Below are 17,658 nucleotides of genomic sequence, written 5' to 3' on the forward strand. Positions count from 1 at the left end.
GCAACCCGCTGCGGGACGCGGCGGACAAGCGCATGCCCCGCATCGCGGGCCCGAGCGCGCTGGTCATCTTCGGCGTCACCGGTGACCTGTCGCGCAAGAAGCTCATGCCCGCGATCTACGACCTCGCGAACCGGGGTCTGCTGCCGCCGGGCTTCGGTCTCGTCGGCTTCGCCCGCCGCGACTGGGCCGACCAGGACTTCATGAAGGTCGTGCACGACGCGGTCAAGGAGCACGCGCGGACGCCGTTCAACGAGGCGGTCTGGCAGCAGCTCGCCGAGGGCATCCGGTTCGTCCAGGGCACGTTCGACGACGACCAGTCGTTCGACAACCTCGCTTCCTGTCTGGCTGCTCTGGACGCCGAGCGCGGCACGGGCGGCAACCACGCGTTCTACCTGTCGATCCCGCCGGGCGCGTTCCCGACGGTGGTCAACCAGCTCAAGCGCGCGGGTCTCGCCCAGACGGCTCCGGACCAGTGGCGCCGGGTCGTCATCGAGAAGCCGTTCGGCCACGACCTGAAGTCGGCCAAGGAGCTGAACAAGACGGTCAACGAGGTCTTCCCCGAGGAGTCGGTGTTCCGCATCGACCACTACCTCGGCAAGGAGACCGTGCAGAACATCCTGGCGCTGCGGTTCGCGAACCAGCTGTACGAACCCATCTGGAACTCGAACTACGTCGACCACGTGCAGATCACCATGGCCGAGGACATCGGTCTCGGCGGCCGCGCGGGGTACTACGACGGCATCGGTGCGACGCGGGACGTCATCCAGAACCACCTGCTGCAGCTGCTCGCGCTGATCGCGATGGAGGAGCCGGTCTCGTTCAAGCCGGCCGACCTGCGCGCGGAGAAGGTCAAGATCCTCTCGGCGACGCGGCCCGCGGAACCGTTCGAGGAGACCACCGCGCGCGGTCAGTACACCGGTGGCTGGCAGGGCGGTCAGAAGGTGCCCGGTCTGCACGAGGAGGGCGGTTTCTCGCCCGAGTCGAAGACCGAGACGTTCGGTGCGATCACGTGTGAGATCAACACCCGTCGCTGGGCCGGGGTGCCGTTCTACCTGCGCACCGGCAAGCGCCTGGGCCGTCGCGTCACCGAGGTGGCCGTCGTGTTCAAGCGGGCACCGCACCTGCCGTTCGACGACACCGCGACCGAGGAGCTCGGCCAGAACGCTCTGGTGGTCCGGGTTCAGCCGGACGAGGGCGTGACCATCCGGTTCGGCTCGAAGGTGCCGGGCAACACGATGGAGGTCCGCGACGTCACGATGGACTTCGGCTACGGCCACTCGTTCACCGAGTCGTCGCCGGAGGCCTACGAGCGGCTGCTGCTGGACGTGTTGCTCGGCGAGCCGTCGCTGTTCCCGAAGAACGACGAGGTCGAGCTCTCCTGGGAGATCCTCGACCCGGTGCTGGAGTTCTGGGCGCGCAAGGACGAACCGCCGCTCGAGAAGTACAAGGCTGGAACCTGGGGCCCGCCGTCGGCGGAGACGATGACCGCCAGGACCGGAAGGCAGTGGAGGCGTCCGTGATCATCGACCTGCCCTCGACCACCACCTCCCAGATCAACTCGCGCCTGGTCCGGCTGCGCGACGAGGGCGGTGCGACGACCCTCGGTCGTGTGCTGACCCTCGTGATCGTGACCGAGGACGGCCAGCGCACCGACGCCGCGATCGACGCGGCCAACGACGCCTCGCGCGAGCACCCGTGTCGCGTGATCGTCGTGGCGCGCGGTGCTCGTCAGGCCGCTCCTCGCCTGGACGCGCAGATCCGCGTCGGTGGCGACGCGGGTGCCTCCGAGGTCGTTGTTCTCCGTCTGTACGGAGAACTCGCCAAGGAAGGCGCGTCCTGCGTCATGCCGTTGCTGCTGCCGGACACCCCGGTCGTGGCGTGGTGGCCGTTCGACGCCCCCGTGTCTCCGTCGAAGGACCCGATCGGTCAGCTCGCCCAGCGCCGCATCACCGACGCCGCCGCCGAGAAGAACCCGATCAAGGCCCTGGAAGCGCGTCGTGCGCACTACGCGCCCGGCGACACGGACCTGGCCTGGACGCGCCTGACGTTGTGGCGCGCCATGCTCGCCGCTTCGCTGGACCTGCCGCCGTACGAGAAGATCACCGAAGCGGAGGTGACCGGTGAGGCCGACTCGCCGTCCACCGACCTGCTGGCCGCGTGGCTGACGGACAAGCTGAAGGTGTCTGCTCGTCGCTACAAGGCGACCTCGGGTGAGGGCATCGTGCAGGTCAAGCTGGACCGCCCGTCCGGCGCCGTCGACCTGATCCGCCCGGACGGCAAGGTGGGCACCCTGTCCCAGCCCGGCCAGCCCTCCCGGCGGGTCGCGCTGCAGCGTCGTTCGGTGCGCGACTGCCTGGCCGAGGAGCTGCGCCGGCTCGACCCGGACGAGGTCTACGCCGCGGCACTGAAGTCGCTGTCCAAGGTCGCGAAGGGCCGCACGTCTTCTTCGAAGCCCGAGGCCGTCGAGGAAGCGCCCGCGGAGTCCGGCGCGAACGGCAAGGCGGCTGCTCCTGCGAAGAAGTCCAAGGCGAAGGCGAGTTCGTGAGCAATCCGCAAGTGGTGGTCCACCGCGACGGCGACCTGCTGGCCGCCGCCGCGGCGGCCCGCCTGGTCACGCGCATGGTCGACGCCCAAGCCGCCCGCGGCTACGCGTCGGTCGTGCTCACCGGCGGCCGCACCGGCACCGCCGTCCTGGAACACCTGAACCGCAACGGCGCCCGCGACGCCGTGGACTGGTCCCGCGTCGACCTGTACTGGGGCGACGAGCGCTTCCTGCCCTCTGGCCATCCGGAGCGCAACGAGACCCAGGCCCGCGCGGCCCTGCTGGACCACGTTCCGCTGGATCCCTCGCGTGTGCACGTGATGGAACCGTCGGACGGCAAGTTCGGCGACGACCCGGAAGCCGCCGCCTCGGCCTACGCGGACCTGCTCGCTTCCCTTGCCCGGCCTGAGGATCACGGCGACGTGCCGACGTTCGACGTGTGCATGCTGGGCGTGGGCGAAGAGGGCCACGTGGCCTCGGTCTTCCCCGCTTCTCCCGCCGTGTACGAGAAGGAGCGGACCGTCGTCGCGGTCCGCAACTGCCCGAAGCCACCGCCCACGCGCATCTCGCTGACCTTGGCGTCGATCCGCTGCGCCCAGGAGGTCTGGCTGATGACCACCGGCGAGGGCAAGGCGGCCGCGGTGGCCATGGCTTTGACCGGTGCGGGCGAGGTGCAACTGCCGGCCGCGGGTGCCACCGGCCGTCGCCGGACGTTGTGGCTGCTGGACACGGCGGCCGCGTCGAAGGTGCCGGCTCTGTTCAAGCCACCGCTGGCTTGATGATCTCGATCGGCCCCTCAGGATGTTTCTGAGGGGCCGTTTTCTTTGGGGGCAACATGGTTTCGGTACGTCCGGCGGAGCTGTCCGACGCTGGGTCCATTTGCGACATCAACCGTGCCGCCCTGGGCTACGACTTCCCGGTGGACTCCACCACCGCCCAGGTGTCGCGGATCATCAAGGCGCCGAACATCGCACTGCTCGTGGCCGTCGACGGCCCCGAGGTGCTCGGCTACATCCAGCTCAGCGACTACGAGAACACCTACTACCCACCGCTGAAGAACCTCATCACGCTCGCCATCGCACCCCAGCACCAGCGCCGAGGCGTGGGCAAGCGCCTGCTGCAGGCGGGCGAGGAGTGGGCGCGTGCCGATGGTGCCCGCGGAGTGCGGCTGGTGACGGGGCACAACCGGGTGGACGCGCGGAAGTTCTACGCGGCCAACGGGTACGAGCTCCGCAAGGAGCAGACCAACCTGATCAAGTGGTGGAGTTGAGAAGTTCCTCCATCACGGCGACCGGCAGCGACGGGTTCGACGCCGCCGGTCCCGCCGTGAACTCACTGCCCAGCAGCTTCAGGATCATCGGCACCGGCAAGTGAGGATGCGCGGCCGCGAGGTGGCGCGCCTGAGCATCTCCCAGGCACAGCAACAAGGTCTCACCGGAAGCACGCGGATGCCGCGCGATCGCCCGATGCAGTTCGACCTCCTCGGACCGTTCAGCCATGAGGTGCAACAGCTCCGGCGGACACTCCGGACTACGCGCGGCCGTCAGGAACGCGTGCGGCCCCTGGGACACCAACGATCGGATCTGCGCAGCGCTCAACGAGGGCAAGGGCTCCACCCGAGCAGAAGGCCGCGCCCTGCCGACGACCGAGGCGACCACCCGTTCATCCGGGTCGCGGGCCAGCAGAGCAGCCACATCCGCGGGCAGCCGATGGGCGAGGCGCGCGAGCCGGGCGCGGACCACCGGGTCGGGATGCGCGGCCAGCGAGCGGACGAGATCCAGCGGAGCGTCCGGGTGCTCGGCCACCACCAGCGCGATCCGGGGATCGGTGACCGGCACGGAAGACGGCGCGACCCAGCCCGACTCCAGCAGCGCGGCCACGACGTCCGGGTCGTCGCGGGCCAGCAGAGCCTGAACATCAGCAGCGGACAGGTCGGATCTGCGAGCCAGCGTCAGGGCCAGCACGCCGTCCGCCAGACCGATCAGGCGGCTGACCAGAGACGCGGGCAGGGCGGGGTTCGAGGCCAGGCCGTCCAGAACAGTGTTCACCAATCCCCCTGGTAACAGGGCAGGCATTCCCTCCGACAACGCGTATCATCCCGAATCGCGTTGAGTAGCGGGGGTTTTGTGGCGAACGGCAGTGCGAAGCGACGTCCCACCATCGGGATGATCACCGCGGGCCCGCTCATCGAGCTCGCGGGCGAGCAGTGGCGCGGTGTCAGCGACGGGGCGTTGCATCTCGGGTGTGACCTGGTGTGTTTCGTCGGCTCCGAGCTGGATCACCCGGACCTCCACAAGCGGCGGGCCAACACCGTTTACGACCTCATCTCGCCCAATCGGATCGATGCGCTCGTGGTGTGGACTACGCGCGTGGGGCAGCTCATCGGGTCTGAGGGCATGCATGAGTTCGTGAAGCAGTACGCGCCGATGCCGATCGTGAGTGTGGAGACCTCTCTCGCGCAGTGGCCGACCATCCTGATGGACAACCAGGACGGCATGGAGCAGGCCGTTGACCACCTGATCGAGGTGCACGGCAAGCGCAGGATCGCGTTCGTCCGCGGCCCGCAAACGCATGCGGGGGCGCAGGAGCGGTACCAGGGGTACCTGGACTCGCTGCGCAAGCACGGCATCACCTTCGACCCCGAGCTGATCACCATGCCCGGCTCGTTCATCTGGGAACCGAGCGGTGCGGCCGACGCGGTCCGAAAGATGCTCGCCAGCCTCGAAGAACCGCCGGACGCCATCGCCGCCGCGAACGACGACTACGCCATCGGTGTCGTGTCCGCGTTGGAGGAGCTGGGGTTGCGCACGCCGGAGGACATCGCGGTCGTCGGCTACGACAACCACACCAACGTCCGCACGCACGACCTCGGCTACGTCACCGCCACGGGCCAGGGGCCACCGGACCGGGTGCGCCGCGAGGTCAACATCGACGCGGCGACACCGGGGTTCACCACGGTCAGGGCGCCGTTCCACGAAATGGGTTTCCGGGCCGCGGAACTGGCGCTGGCGCTCGTGCACGGCGAACCGACGCTGCCCAGGCAGACCATGCCGACCGAGCTGATCGTCAGGAGGTCGTGCGGCTGCCTGCCGTCGGGCCTCGGCGACCACGCCCCGGCGCACGGCCGGCTGAACATCTCCGAGTCGGCGACGGCGGCCACGGTCGCGGACCACCTGCGAGGCTCGCTCGGGCCACTGCAGGCCAAGCTCCCGGACGGCTGGGCCGAGCAGCTGATCGTCGAACTGATGGCGGCCGGCCGTGGCGAGGTCGAAGGCGCCGAGTTCCTCAAGCTGCTCGCCGAGTACATCAGGGCGAGTGCGCGCGCTGGGTGCGAACCGGAACGTTGGTGGCCACCGCTGTTCGACCTCCATCGGTTCGTGACGGCACGGATCAGCGATGCCACGCTCATCAACGACTTGTGGCTGCGCGTGCAACTCCTCGTCGGCGATGCGTTCGCCACGGACGCACGGTTCAAGTACCTGTCGCACGAGCGCCACGACCAGACGGTGCGCGAAGCAGGGCAGCGGCTCATCGCGTCGAGGGACGTCGACGAGCTGACGAACGCCCTCACCGAAGAACTCCCCCGCCTGGGACTCCCCGGCTGCCACGTCATGGCGTACGACACCGCAGGCACGGCACGCGCGCTCGTGCGGTACGAGGACGGTCAGCTCAAGGACCACCCCACGACCCCGTTCCCCGCCATCAACCTGACGCCGTACCCGTTCAGAAGGGACCACCCCTTCAGCGCCCTCTGCGCCCCGCTCTACACCGACGAGGACCACCTCGGGTACGTGATCTTCGAGCAGGGCCCGGAACCCGGCTGGATCTACGAGGCCGTGCAGCAGCAGCTCAGCAGCGCACTCCGGGGCATCAGGCTGATGCAGGAACTGAAGGACGCGCGCGCACGGCTCGAAGAACGCGTCGGCGAGACCGAAGCACAGCTGAGGCACGCGCAGAAGATGGAAGCCATCGGCCGGTTGACCGGCGGCATCGCGCACGACTTCAACAACATCCTCACGGTCGTGAACGGCAACAGCGAGATGCTGCTGCGACGCACCCCCGACGACGACCCGCGCCGCACGGCGATCGAGGACATCAAGCACGCCGGCGAACGAGCCGCGAACCTGACCAGGCAGCTGCTCGCGTTCACCCGCCAGCAGGTCCTGCACCCGGAGTCGCTCGACCTCAAGCACAACCTCACCAAGGTCCACTCGATGCTGCGCACGCTCGTCGGCGACCACATCGAGCTCGACATGCACCTGCCCGACGACGTCGCCAGGGTGTGGGCCGACGCGGGCCAGGTCGAGCAGATCCTGTTCAACCTCGCGGTCAACTCCCGCGACGCGATGCCCGACGGCGGCCGGCTCAGCATCGCCATCGAGGACGCCACGCTCGGCCACGGCGACACCGGCCGGATCGTCGGCGTCCGGCCCGGCGCGTACGTGGTGATGCGGGTCCAGGACACCGGCGCGGGCATGGCGCCGGACGTGCAGGCGCAGGTGTTCGAGCCGTACTTCACCACCAAACCGGTCGGCAAGGGCACGGGTCTCGGCCTGTCCACGGTGTTCGGCATCGTGCAGCAGTCCGGCGGCCAGATCGAGCTGATCAGCGCCCCCGGCAGGGGCACGACCATCGAGGTCTACCTACCGGTGCCGCACGAACGCGACGGCACACCCGAAGCACCGTGCGCGCGCAGGACCACCACGCACCAAGGAGCGGGCACCGTGCTCCTCGTGGAGGACGACGCCCAGGTCCGGGTCATGACCCGCCGTTCCCTCGAAACGGCGGGCTACCAGGTGATCGAGGCGAGCGACGGCCAGGAGGCGTTGCAGCTCGCCACCGCCCACCGCAGCACGATCGACCTGGTGCTCACCGACGTCGTGATGCCCAAGATGGGCGGTCCGGAGCTGGTCAGGCTGCTCAGGTCGGCAGGAGCGGCACCCGCCGTCATCTACATGTCCGGCTACACGACCGACGAGGTCCTCGACGACGAGGTGCTGATCACCAAGCCGTACGTGGAGTCGGAGCTGCTCGAAAAGGTGCGAGAAGTACTGGCTCAGGACGCCTGAGCCCGGCGCGCCACGGCGGCGCGCACGGTCTCGTCGAGCATCTCGATGCGGAACGGCTTCTGCAGGTACCCCGCGATGTCGTGCCCGGCGAACCGGCGCTCCAGCGTTGTTCGGTCGTGGCCACTGGTCAGCACGACGGGCACCTTCAGGCCCTCGCTCTCGAGCTGCGCCAGCACCTCGCCGCCGGACAACCCCGGCATGCTGTGGTCGAGCAGCATCGCGCTGATCTCCGCGCTGCGTTCGCGCAGCACCGCGAGCGCCTCGGAACCGTCACTGGCCTGCAGGACTGTGTAACCGAGCTCCTCGAGCAGGCTGACGGTGTACCTCCGCACGGGGTCCTCGTCCTCGACCACGAGCACCAGTCCGGCTTGCGACATGCGCGTCAGTATGCCGGAAACTATTCGTGTCCTCAGCACCAGGTCGTCAACTATTTCTGGAAATTCTTCACGAACTGCTCCATCAGTGTGACATGGGCCATTTGGATCACATCATTGGTTGAGGGTCTGCGCTAACCTCGCGACACCGCTGCCGCTCCACGCTGAGAAAGAGGCACCAGGAAAGGCCAACTTCATGCGTAAAGCGACGGCAGCAGCCGCTCTGGCCGTGCTGTTCACATTGTCGTCCACACCCGCACGCGCAGCTGAGTCGATTCCTTCGGAGCGGGTGACGATCGATGTGGTGACGGTGAACGGTTCCGGGTGCAAGCAAGGCACCGCCGAAGTGGTCGTCTCACCGGACAACACCTCGTTCTGGGTGATCTACAGCGACTACCTCGCCCAGGCGGGCAAGGGTGCCGGTGCGACCGACTTCCGGAAGAACTGCCAGCTCACCCTGCAGGTGAACACCCCTCAAGGCTTCTCCTACGGCATCGCGGAAGCGACTTACGCGGGCTTCGGGCACCTTGAGCGCGGCGCGATCGGGTACCAGTCGGTGAATTACTACTTCCAGGGTCAATCGGCCACCACCACCTGGAAGCACACCTTCAACGGGCCGTTCGACGACAACTGGTCGATCACTCATCGAACCGAGTTCTCGGAGATCGTCTGGGCTCCGTGCGGCGAGCAGCGGAATCTCAACGTCAACAGCGCACTGCGCGTCGACAAGGGCACTTCCGATGCCAATACAAACAGTTTCATGACGATGGACTACCAGCGCGGAGAAGTGCGCACCCTGCACCACTTCTCGTGGAAGCGCTGCTGATTTTCCACCAAGGCCGCCGCCCCCTCTCAACCGCCGCCGCCCCACCCTGCGAGTTGCGTTGGAAAGGTGTCCCATGCTCAACGCGGTTGCCGCTGCCCTGCTCGCCTCGTCCATCATCATCCCGCCCGGCGCGCCGAACGAGACGCCGCCGCCCGACCACATCACGATCGACATCGTCACGATCAACGGCTCGGGCTGCCCCGCGGGCACTGCGGCCGTCGCGGTCTCCGAGGACAACAAGGCCTTCACGGTCACCTACAGCGACTACCTGGCCCAGATCGGCGTCGGCGCCAAGCCCACCGACCTGCGCAAGAACTGCCAGCTCAACCTGCGGGTCAACGTGCCGCAGGGCTTCACCTACGGCATCGCCCAGGCCGACTACAGAGGCTTCGCACATCTGGAACGAGGTGCGTACGCCATCGAGAAGGCCAACTACTACTTCCAGGGCATGTCGCAGACGGAGTCCATCTCCCACCGGTACAACGGCCCCGTCAGCGACGACTGGCAGGCCACCGACACGACCGAAGTGGCCGCGATCGTCTACTCCCCCTGTGGCGAGAAGCGGAACTTCAACATCAACACCGAGCTCCGCGTCTACCCGGGCTCGTCCAACACCACCAACACGACGAGTTTCATGACGATGGACTCGACCGACGGCAACCTCGACACGATCTACCACTTCGCGTGGAAGACGTGCCCTTAGTAGTGCCGTGACTACCGCACGCGCCCACCGGGGCGTGTGCGGTAGCACATACCTGAGGGGCGCGCCGTACCAATCCGCGACGAACGGCGTCTTACCCCCTGACGGGTCGGGTCGGGGTGAAGGGGCAGCCAATGCCAACCGCGGCATACACGCAGTACGGTGAGGACCGAACGCCTGACAGGGGAGGCCGGATCCTGACCACCACGCTGCTTCCGGCACGCCGCACAGCGGATGCCGAGGTCGGCTCGCGCAAGGCGCTGCTCGGCGACTACCGCATGATCCTGCTCGACGTGGGACTCGTGCTGATCGCCCTGCTCGACGCGTGGTTGCGGCTGCGGTGGGTCAAGGCCGAACCCGAGGGCATGCCCGAGGTGCCGTTCCACTCCGAGTGGCTGTCGTGGATCTCCGCGGGCGTGCTGATCGGCCGGCGGCGCTTCCCGTTCGCGGTCGCCCTGCTGACCATTCCGGGCTTCTTCACCGGCTTCGCGCAGCTCGCGGCGATGATCGCGCTGTACACGGTCGCCCGCCGGCACGTGTCGTCGTGGCAGACCATTGTCGTCGGGATCCTGGTGTGGCTGAGCAGGTTCATGGCCTGGCCGCCGTCGGAGTTCATCGAGCGGTCGGCGTACGGGCACTTCGCCTCGGCGATCTCCGGTTTCCTGACGGCCGGTCTGCCGATCGCCCTCGCGCTGATGGCTCACGCACGGCAGGAGCTGTCCAACCGCATCGTCGAGCTCGCCGAGTCCCGCGAGAGAGAACGCGTGCTGCACGCGCACGCCATCCGCGCGGACGAACGGGCGAAGCTCGCCCGCGAGATGCACGACGTCGTCTCGCACCAGGTCAGCCTCATCGCGATGCAGGCCGGTGCGCTGCGCATGGCCTTGGCCAACGCCGAGCACAAACAAGTCGCGGGCACCATCCGCATGTTGTCGACGCGCACTCTCGACGAGCTCCGTCAGCTCGTGTCCGTCCTGCGCACCACAGACGACAGCCAGCCGAGCCTGGACGAGCTGACCGAACTGGCCGCCGACGCCGGTTTCGAGGTGTCCGTGCAGCTCAAGGGCGCGGTGCAGGACCTCGCCGCGCCGGTGTCCGGCGCGGTGTACCGGACGGTGCAGGAGGCCCTGACCAACATCCGCAAGCACGCCGTCGGGGCGAGCGCGACGGTGCTCGTCGATGCCGGCGACACGGTCGGCTCCGAGGGCGACGTCCTGGTCGAGGTGCGCAACACGCCGCCGTCCAGCCCGTCGTCGTCCCAGCAATCGTCACTGCCGAGCGGTGGGCACGGCCTCGTCGGGCTGCGCGAACGGGCCACGTTGCTCGGTGGCCAGTTCTCCGCGGGACCGACCGAGGAGGGCGGCTTCCTCGTGTCGGCGTCGTTCCCGAAGCAGCGGACGGTGTCCGACTAGCAGTTGTGCCTTCGGAAGGCGTGGTACGACTGCTTGGGCTCCAACCGGTACGGCGAGCTCTCGTCGTCGAACCGCTCCCGCACGGCCTTGAACAGGCTGTACGCGGCGATGTCGTAGTCGCGGTCGCGGTTCGCCGGGTGGTGCGGCAGGTCGGGTGAGATCACCGAGTACAGGTGCGCGCCGGCCAGCTTCTCCTGGTCGAACACGCGCAGCATCCGCGCGACGTGATCGGCCTGCTCGCGCTCGTCGCGGACGATGCCGGGCTTGATCACCGGCGGGTCCGCCTCGAAGTCGAGGACGTCCCAGCCCATTCCACCGGCCTCGGCCGCGCCGGTGAAGGTGCAGCAGCCGAACTCCAGCACCATGATCGGCTTCCCCCACTGCCGGTACCTGCCGAGGTCCTCCGTGTACTCGGCATCGGTCTTGAAGTACTGGTAGTAGTCCAGGCCCACGAGGTCGAACAGCGACCAGTCGTTCCACTCCGAGTCGGCCCCGGCCGCGGAGCCGTAGGTGATCTTGCCGCGGAACTCGCGGCGGGTGACGTCGACGGCCTTGCCCATGAACTCGCGGAACCGGCCGACGATCGCGGGCCACTCCGTCTCCGGGATGTTCTCGACGCCCCGGATCCGGTCCATGAACGTGGCACCGGGCAGGATGCCGGGCGTGAACAGGAAGTGCTCGCAGCCGGTCACGAACTTGACGTTGTCGCCTCGTCGCTGCCGTTCGGCCTGACGTGCGGCCTCCGCCATGTGCTGGAGGACCTCCTCTTGCGAGCGGTCGTAGAGCCGTGGCTGGACGAACACCTCCATGCCGTGCCGCAACGCCGTGGACGTCGTCTCGGCCAGTCTCCCCAGGTCGCTGCCGAACGCGTTGACGGACGGACACCTCAGTTCGGACGCGATGAGGCCGATCTCCCGCTCCAGCTGGCGCCTGCTCCACCGCACGCGACTCAGTGGCGCCCCCGCCGCACTCTGCACACCGGTGTCGTAGGCGACGCTCCCCCGTAACCTCCGCGTGGCACTTGCCGTCCCCGTACCCAGTCCCACCAGCGCCGCAGCCCCCAGCGCAGACTTCAGGAACACCTGTCGGCTGATCATGATTTCCCCCTGACTAGTTGCTCAACTAGGCTACTGGTCATGCAACCAGAAAATCAGTCGGGCGGCCAGGAGAAGCGCAAGAGCTTCATCGAGGACGCTCGCAGGGGGCAGATCGTGGCGGCGACGATCGAGACGATCGCCGAGATCGGGTACGCGAGGGCCTCGTTCGTGCAGATCGCGCGACGGGCGGGCATCAGCCCCGGCCTCATCACGTACCACTTCGCCAAGCGCGAGGAGCTGATGAAGCAGGTCATGCAGACCGTGCACGGCTCGATGGACCACGCGCTGAGCGCGCGCGCCGAGGGCTCGGAGAGCTACTGCGCCGCCATCCGTCACTTGATCGAGGGCTTCGTGCACTACTGCGCGGAGCACCCGTCCGAGCTGATCGCGATCGGGCAGATCGCGAGCGCGGCACGGGACGCCCAGGCCGCGCAGGAGTGGTACCAGGAGCAGGCCGCCGCGACGCTCACCGAGATGGAGGACATGTTCCGCGAGGGCCAGCAGGCAGGCGAACTGCGGGCGTTTTCCCCGCGGGTGATGGCGGTGTCGATCATCGGCGCGATGGAGGCGGCGCCGGGCGAGCTGATGGCCCACCCGGACACCGACGTCGCTCAGTACGCGAAGGAACTCGCGGACATCTTCGAACTGGCCGTCAGGGCCGCTTAGAGGCGATCGACGCGCTGATCGCCGCCGCCGCACCGAGCACACCGCACGTCAGCGCGATGGGCAGCGTCGGCTCGTACGCCTTCAGCACGGACACGAGCAGCCACACGGCCAGCCCGAACCCGAACCCGAGCGGCACCGACGCGATCACCGCGGCCACGCCGGTCTGCCGTTTGCGCAGCGCCCGCAGGTTCGACTCCAGGTAGGCGAGCGTGAAGAGCAGCAGCAGCGCCGAACCCGTGCCCATGATGCTCAGCCACGGCGTGCGATCTGATCCGAGCCCGAACGTCCCCCACGGGCCGTCTGTCTTCGCTGTGACGATGCCGCCGACGATCCACCTCGTGGCACCCGGCAGCACGAAACCCTTCGGCCCGCGCTCGGTGACGTCCGCGAGCGGGATGCCGGCCAGCGTCACGGTCAGCCGCGCGCCCTCGACGTTCACGGGTGCCGCGAGGTCCTGGGTGATGGACCTGCCCGGCACCGAGCCCGTCACGAACGGCACGATCGCCAGTGCCAGCAAGGCGATCGCGGCCACCAGCCACAGCGCCCACGGCGTCGACGGTGGCTTGATCACCTGGGAGGCCGGCACCAGCGTGCTGCTGCCGCTGAGCCGCGCGGCCGGGACCGGGTCGACCAGGGTGGCCCGGATCGGTTGCTGTGCAAGCGAAACCGTGTCGCGCTCGACCGGCCGCAACGACGGGCGCGTGGACGACGCCGACACCTGCGGCGCGAGGTGCACCGGGATGCCGAGCCGCGTCAGCCAGTCCGGGCCGAACAGGTGCCCGGCCGCGCCCGCGAGGTCGATCGCGAACGTCTCGGCGTTGCGGTAGCGCGCGTCCGGCTCCCGCGCGATGCTGCGCATCACCACGCCCGCAAGGGGTTCCGGCACGTTCTGCAACGGCCGCGGGTCCTGGTAGACCCGCTTCTGGATCATCGCGAGCGGCCCGCCGCCGCGTTCGAACGGCAGATCGCCGCTCAAGAGTTCGTACAGCACAGTGCCGGTCGCGTAGACGTCCGCGGCGGGCGTGAGCGCGTTGCCCATCGCCTGCTCCGGCGCGATGTAGGCGGGCGTGCCGAGCACCGCGCCGCCGTGCGTCACGAGCGTCGCGCCCTCCGACACCACCTGCGAGATGCCGAAGTCCGCCACCTTCACCACACCGTTGGAGGTGAAGAGCAGGTTCTTGGGCTTCACGTCGAGGTGCAGCACCCCGGCCTCGTGCGCCGCGTGCAGCCCGGACAACGTCGCCAGCACCAGCGCACAGGACTGCTGCGCCGTCAGCCCGTCCGTGGAGAACCGCGACCACACCGTGCCGCCGTCGAGCCGTTCCATCACCAGCAGGTGCTCACCCTGCTGCCGCACGTAGTCGTAGACCGGCACGATGTGGGGATGATCAAGGCGGGCCAGCAGCCGCGCCTCGTGCTCGAAGCGCTCGCTCATCCGCGGATCAGCCGCGACCGCGTGCGGAAGTCGTTTGATGGCAACGGGACGCCCGAGCTGCCGGTGCACGCCGCCGTAGACGACACCCATTCCGCCCTCGCCGATCTGCTCCCCGACGGCGTACTGCGGCAGGGCGGCGACCACACTGGACGAAGTCACCGTTGAATCCTCACGGTATCCATTTCGGACGGTTGCTGCTCACCGGGATGCGGCGTCACATAGCCAAGAAGCAACGCGGCCGCGGCCGCCCCGACGATGAACGGAATCTCGGCCGACGGCGACGGCGCCACCAATCGCAGGACTGACAACGAGATCACCGCCACCAGCCCGGTCCCGATCCCGGCGGGCAGGAACCGCATGGCCCGCTGCCACCGGTTCGCCGGCAACCTGCGCCGTGCCAACGCGATCAACGCCCCGGCCCACGACAACGCCGTCAGCACCAGCACGCCCAACCCGAACGCCCCGTAGACCGACCACAGCGAGCCCTTGATGTCACCCGTCGTCTCCACCGACGCGATGCTCTCCCGTTGCACGTCGACGACCTCGACCGTGACCGGAAGGAGACCAAGGGCCTGCGAGCCGAGATCCGTGGGCTCCAGCGGGAACGCCCGGGTCTCCGACGACTTGGCCGGCACGTCGAACGGAACCGTTGTGTCGTAGGTGAAGAAGGTCAACGCCAGCGCCGTCCCGCTGATCCTGACCGTCTTCACGCGCTGCACCGTGTTCGTGTTGTTGCGGACCGTGATGGACACCCGCGCGGTCTCCGCCGGGTTCAACACCAGCGTCCCTACTCCAACCGGCCTACCGTCCACATCGGCCTCGAGCAGAACCGACCCGTCCTGTGCGGACGCCGTTGACGGCAGCAGCATAATTCCGCACCACAGCAGTAAACCTGCACCGGTCAAGCGACGTCTCACTAGCGCACCTTAGGTTCTGATCCCGGGGAGAGGGAATGCGGTCTTTAGGCTTACTCGCGGCTATAGCTGCTGGTGTTACGGTGCTGAGCGCCACACCGGCGGTCGCCCAGACGAGCACGCAGCCGCCCCCTTCGGTGGTGAGTGCGGCGCCGCAGCCTGCCACAGCAGGCGGCCCCGTGACCATTTCCTGGAGCGGTTTCATCACGTGTCGCGCCGTCAGCATCGTCTTCGCGCTCGACGGCACCCAGATCGCCACCGCGGCCTCCAGCGCGAGCGGCTCGGTCGGGGCCACCGTGCCGGCGGGCACCGCGGCGGGTAGCCACAAGCTCACCGCCACGTCGACGAACACGAAGTGCGGCACCGCGGGCAGCGCGTTGCGCGTGATCCTGCCGCCGCCCACCACGACCCAGCCACCTCCCACCAAGCCCCCGGTGACTCAGCCCCCGGTCACCCAGCCGCCCGTGACGCGCCCTCCAGTCGTCACGACGACCACCACCACTCCCCCGGTGACCACCACGACGACCACGGACACCCCGTCGTCCTCCTCGGCAACCCCGTCGTCGTCCACCGACGCGTTCACCAGCTCCGGTGACGGCGTCCTGCTCCTCGACAAGGACAACATCCAGCCCGGCGACGCCCTGACCGCGACCGGTACCGGCTGCCCCAAGGGCGCACCCGTCAAGCTCACCTCGCTCGGCCAGTCCGTCGGCGCCACCACCGCCGACGACAACGGCGAGTTCAAGTCCCCGGTGAAGTTCGCCAGCATCGAACCGGGCCGCCACCGAGTCCGCGCCGAATGCGGCATCACCCTCGTCGGCAACGTCGACGTGACCCTCTCCAGCTCCTCCGGCGGCACCACCAGCACCCTCGTCGTGCTGCTCTTCTTCCTCCTGATCGGCGCAGCGATGCTCCGCCGCCAGTTCACGGGCCTGCGCAGATGAGACCCCTGGTCCTGGCTCTGGCCGCCGGTGCCGCGCTGCTGAGCGCGACACCGGCATCCGCACAACAGCAGGTAACCGTCACCGCCACCCCGAACAGCGGCCCAGCGGGCTCCAGCACCACCTTCACCTGGGCCGGCTTCATCCGCTGCAAGGGCACAGTCCGCATCAACTGGTCCGGCACCCTCCTGACCACCGCGCCGTATGTGGCCAACGGCTCCGTGACCGCGAACATCCCGGCGGGCATCAAGGAAGGCACCTACGTCTTCACAGCTTCCGACGACTGCAACCACCTGGCCCGCAACACGTTCCAGGTGGCCCCGCCACCTCCGGTCACCACCACAACGCAGCCACCCGTCACCACGAAGCCACCGCTCACCACGACGCGACCGCCCGTCACCACCACTCCCCCGACGACCACGACCACCACCGACACGCCGTCGTCCTCTTCGGAGACTCCCTCGTCATCAGGCGAGCCGTCCGGCCCGAGCGACGGCGTACTGGTCCTCGACAAGGACAACATCCAGCCCGGCGAAGACCTCACGGCGACCGGAACGGGCTGTCCAAGGGGTGCTCAGGTCACCCTGAAGTCGCTGGGTCAGGACGTCGGCAGGACCACCGCCGACGACGACGGCAAGTTCACGTCCCCGGTGAAGTTCACGAACATCGAGCCCGGACGGCACAAGGTCCGCGCCGAATGCGGCATCGTCCTGGTGGGCAACGTGGACGTGACCTTGTCGAGCTCGTCCGGCGGCACCACCAGCACCCTCGTGGTCCTGCTGTTCTTCCTGCTGGTAGGCGCGGCAATGCTCCGCCGCCAGTTCACGGGCCTGCGCCGCTAGGCGCCTCCCAGGCGATGGCGAAGCCAAGCAGTACCGAAGGCGAAGCCGAGGCAGCTTTTCCAGTGCACTCCGGGTGGGGTCCCGTCACGAGTCGTGCCTGATCGTGTCCCGGCCAACGCAAGCCGACCACCCCGCCCAGGTCGCGGATCGCACGCAACCTGAGCCCCACCACCTACAGCCATCAGTGCTCGATCAGACCGCCAACCCGAACCGGATCCACATGCCCACTCGGCGGGAGCGCGTGCGCCAGCGCAAGACCGACGTCCACCAGCGACGACCTGCGAAGACGAGGAACATCAGAGATCGGCGTCCACACAGGCTTTCCGGTCGCACCGCAAGGCTCAGGCCGCAGAGCGCCACCCACGATCCGGACCTGGTAGAAAACGCCGACGTTCTGGTGCGGCACCGAACCGGGCACACGGCGTTCGGCCACGGGAATCACCCTGGAGTCAACGCCCAGCAGACGTTCGACCACCACATCACAGCCGGTCTCCTCGGCGAACTCGCGGATCACCGCCTCGAACGGGTCCTCCCCGTGTTCGATTCCGCCGCCGGGGAGGGTCCACGCCGAAGCGCAACGGACCAACAACACCCGCTCCTGCTCGACGCACACCGCGTACGCCGCCAACCTGAAGCTCATCCCCGCACTCCTGCCCGAACAAGCAAAAGACCCCCTCTCCGCAGGTGAGGGGGTCTTTCACAGTGTTCTACAAGCGTTTCAACAAGCCCTACGGCTCTTCCCGCTGCGCGAACTTCTCGTCCAGCAGCGGTCCATAAAGGACATCGCCGGTCGGGTCGCCCACCGTGGCGGCGGCGACGGCGTCGACGAACCGCGTGAGG

The 17,658-nt window shown here is 68.3% G+C and carries 17 protein-coding genes; 11 read left to right on the forward strand and 6 right to left on the reverse strand.

Annotation, left to right across the window (positions count from 1 at the left end):
* Nucleotides 1-32: 32 nt before the first annotated feature.
* From zwf to ABZX92_RS21660, 4 genes are read left to right on the forward strand one after another with little or no spacing between them, the layout of a single operon-like run.
* Nucleotides 33-1,520 (forward strand): glucose-6-phosphate dehydrogenase, encoded by a 1,488-nt coding sequence (gene zwf / locus ABZX92_RS21645; RefSeq protein WP_355562132.1) that lies wholly within the window; start codon nt 33-35, stop codon nt 1,518-1,520.
* Nucleotides 1,517-2,545, forward strand: a complete 1,029-nt coding sequence (opcA, locus tag ABZX92_RS21650; protein WP_355562087.1) for a glucose-6-phosphate dehydrogenase assembly protein OpcA — start codon at nt 1,517-1,519, stop codon at nt 2,543-2,545. Before zwf ends, opcA begins: the two co-directional genes overlap by 4 nt.
* Complete coding sequence (gene pgl / locus ABZX92_RS21655) at nt 2,542-3,321, forward strand: 6-phosphogluconolactonase (protein ID WP_355562090.1); 780 nt, start codon at nt 2,542-2,544, stop codon at nt 3,319-3,321. Before opcA ends, pgl begins: the two co-directional genes overlap by 4 nt.
* A 56-nt stretch (nt 3,322-3,377) precedes the next feature.
* Entirely contained in the window at nt 3,378-3,812 is a 435-nt protein-coding gene (locus tag ABZX92_RS21660) for a GNAT family N-acetyltransferase (protein WP_355562092.1), read from the forward strand.
* On the opposite strand, the gene ABZX92_RS21665 is transcribed toward ABZX92_RS21660, so the two are convergent.
* Nucleotides 3,796-4,590: a hypothetical protein gene (locus ABZX92_RS21665; RefSeq protein ID WP_355562095.1), complete on the reverse strand. Its 795-nt coding sequence runs from the start codon at nt 4,588-4,590 to the stop codon at nt 3,796-3,798. The two genes, ABZX92_RS21660 and ABZX92_RS21665, sit on opposite strands and share 17 nt — an antisense overlap.
* A gap of 117 nt (nt 4,591-4,707) precedes the next feature.
* Here ABZX92_RS21665 and ABZX92_RS21670 point away from each other — a divergent pair, with 117 nt between their 5' ends.
* Nucleotides 4,708-7,611: a substrate-binding domain-containing protein gene (locus tag ABZX92_RS21670; RefSeq protein ID WP_355562097.1), complete on the forward strand. Its 2,904-nt coding sequence runs from the start codon at nt 4,708-4,710 to the stop codon at nt 7,609-7,611.
* Here ABZX92_RS21670 and ABZX92_RS21675 read toward each other — a convergent pair.
* Nucleotides 7,599-7,988, reverse strand: a complete 390-nt coding sequence (locus tag ABZX92_RS21675; RefSeq protein WP_355562100.1) for a response regulator — start codon at nt 7,986-7,988, stop codon at nt 7,599-7,601. The two genes, ABZX92_RS21670 and ABZX92_RS21675, sit on opposite strands and share 13 nt — an antisense overlap.
* Nucleotides 7,989-8,274: 286 nt before the next feature.
* On the opposite strand from ABZX92_RS21675, the gene ABZX92_RS21680 reads away from it, so the two are divergent.
* The 3 genes from ABZX92_RS21680 (at nt 8,275) to ABZX92_RS21690 (ending at nt 10,923) form a co-directional block, all read left to right on the forward strand.
* Nucleotides 8,275-8,811: a DUF4360 domain-containing protein gene (locus ABZX92_RS21680; protein WP_355562103.1), complete on the forward strand. Its 537-nt coding sequence runs from the start codon at nt 8,275-8,277 to the stop codon at nt 8,809-8,811.
* A 73-nt stretch (nt 8,812-8,884) separates the two neighbouring features.
* Nucleotides 8,885-9,514 (forward strand): DUF4360 domain-containing protein, encoded by a 630-nt coding sequence (locus ABZX92_RS21685; RefSeq protein ID WP_355562106.1) that lies wholly within the window; start codon nt 8,885-8,887, stop codon nt 9,512-9,514.
* A gap of 131 nt (nt 9,515-9,645) precedes the next feature.
* The gene (locus tag ABZX92_RS21690) at nt 9,646-10,923 is read left to right on the forward strand and encodes a histidine kinase (protein ID WP_355562109.1); all 1,278 of its coding nucleotides are present in this window, start codon (nt 9,646-9,648) and stop codon (nt 10,921-10,923) included.
* On the opposite strand, the gene ABZX92_RS21695 is transcribed toward ABZX92_RS21690, so the two are convergent.
* Nucleotides 10,920-11,867, reverse strand: coding sequence for a hypothetical protein (locus tag ABZX92_RS21695; protein ID WP_355562111.1), 948 nt, complete (start codon nt 11,865-11,867; stop codon nt 10,920-10,922). The genes ABZX92_RS21690 and ABZX92_RS21695 overlap by 4 nt on opposite strands.
* Nucleotides 11,868-12,059: 192 nt before the next feature.
* Between ABZX92_RS21695 and ABZX92_RS21700 the strand changes: the two genes are divergently transcribed.
* Nucleotides 12,060-12,686: a TetR/AcrR family transcriptional regulator gene (locus ABZX92_RS21700; RefSeq protein WP_355562113.1), complete on the forward strand. Its 627-nt coding sequence runs from the start codon at nt 12,060-12,062 to the stop codon at nt 12,684-12,686.
* On the opposite strand, the gene ABZX92_RS21705 is transcribed toward ABZX92_RS21700, so the two are convergent.
* A complete protein-coding gene (locus tag ABZX92_RS21705) occupies nt 12,673-14,280 on the reverse strand; it encodes a serine/threonine-protein kinase (protein WP_355562115.1) in 1,608 nt (535 codons plus the stop codon). The genes ABZX92_RS21700 and ABZX92_RS21705 overlap by 14 nt on opposite strands.
* Nucleotides 14,277-14,900, reverse strand: coding sequence for a hypothetical protein (locus tag ABZX92_RS21710; protein WP_355562118.1), 624 nt, complete (start codon nt 14,898-14,900; stop codon nt 14,277-14,279). Before ABZX92_RS21710 ends, ABZX92_RS21705 begins: the two co-directional genes overlap by 4 nt.
* Before the next feature lie 314 nt (nt 14,901-15,214).
* On the opposite strand from ABZX92_RS21710, the gene ABZX92_RS21715 reads away from it, so the two are divergent.
* Together ABZX92_RS21715 and ABZX92_RS21720 are read left to right on the forward strand one after the other, a co-directional pair.
* Nucleotides 15,215-15,979 carry a hypothetical protein gene (locus ABZX92_RS21715; protein ID WP_355562121.1) on the forward strand — a complete coding sequence of 255 codons (765 nt, stop codon included), beginning with the start codon at nt 15,215-15,217 and terminating at the stop codon, nt 15,977-15,979.
* Nucleotides 15,976-16,818 (forward strand): hypothetical protein, encoded by an 843-nt coding sequence (locus ABZX92_RS21720; RefSeq protein ID WP_355562123.1) that lies wholly within the window; start codon nt 15,976-15,978, stop codon nt 16,816-16,818. The genes ABZX92_RS21715 and ABZX92_RS21720 overlap by 4 nt, the downstream gene beginning before the upstream one ends.
* Nucleotides 16,819-16,999: 181 nt before the next feature.
* Here the strand turns inward: ABZX92_RS21720 and ABZX92_RS21725 are convergent, their stop codons facing one another.
* Nucleotides 17,000-17,458, reverse strand: coding sequence for an NUDIX domain-containing protein (locus ABZX92_RS21725; RefSeq protein WP_355562126.1), 459 nt, complete (start codon nt 17,456-17,458; stop codon nt 17,000-17,002).
* Nucleotides 17,459-17,658 lie beyond the last annotated feature (200 nt).

Origin of the sequence: Lentzea sp. NPDC006480 (assembly GCF_040611995.1) — a bacterium.
GTDB lineage: Bacteria > Actinomycetota > Actinomycetes > Mycobacteriales > Pseudonocardiaceae > Lentzea.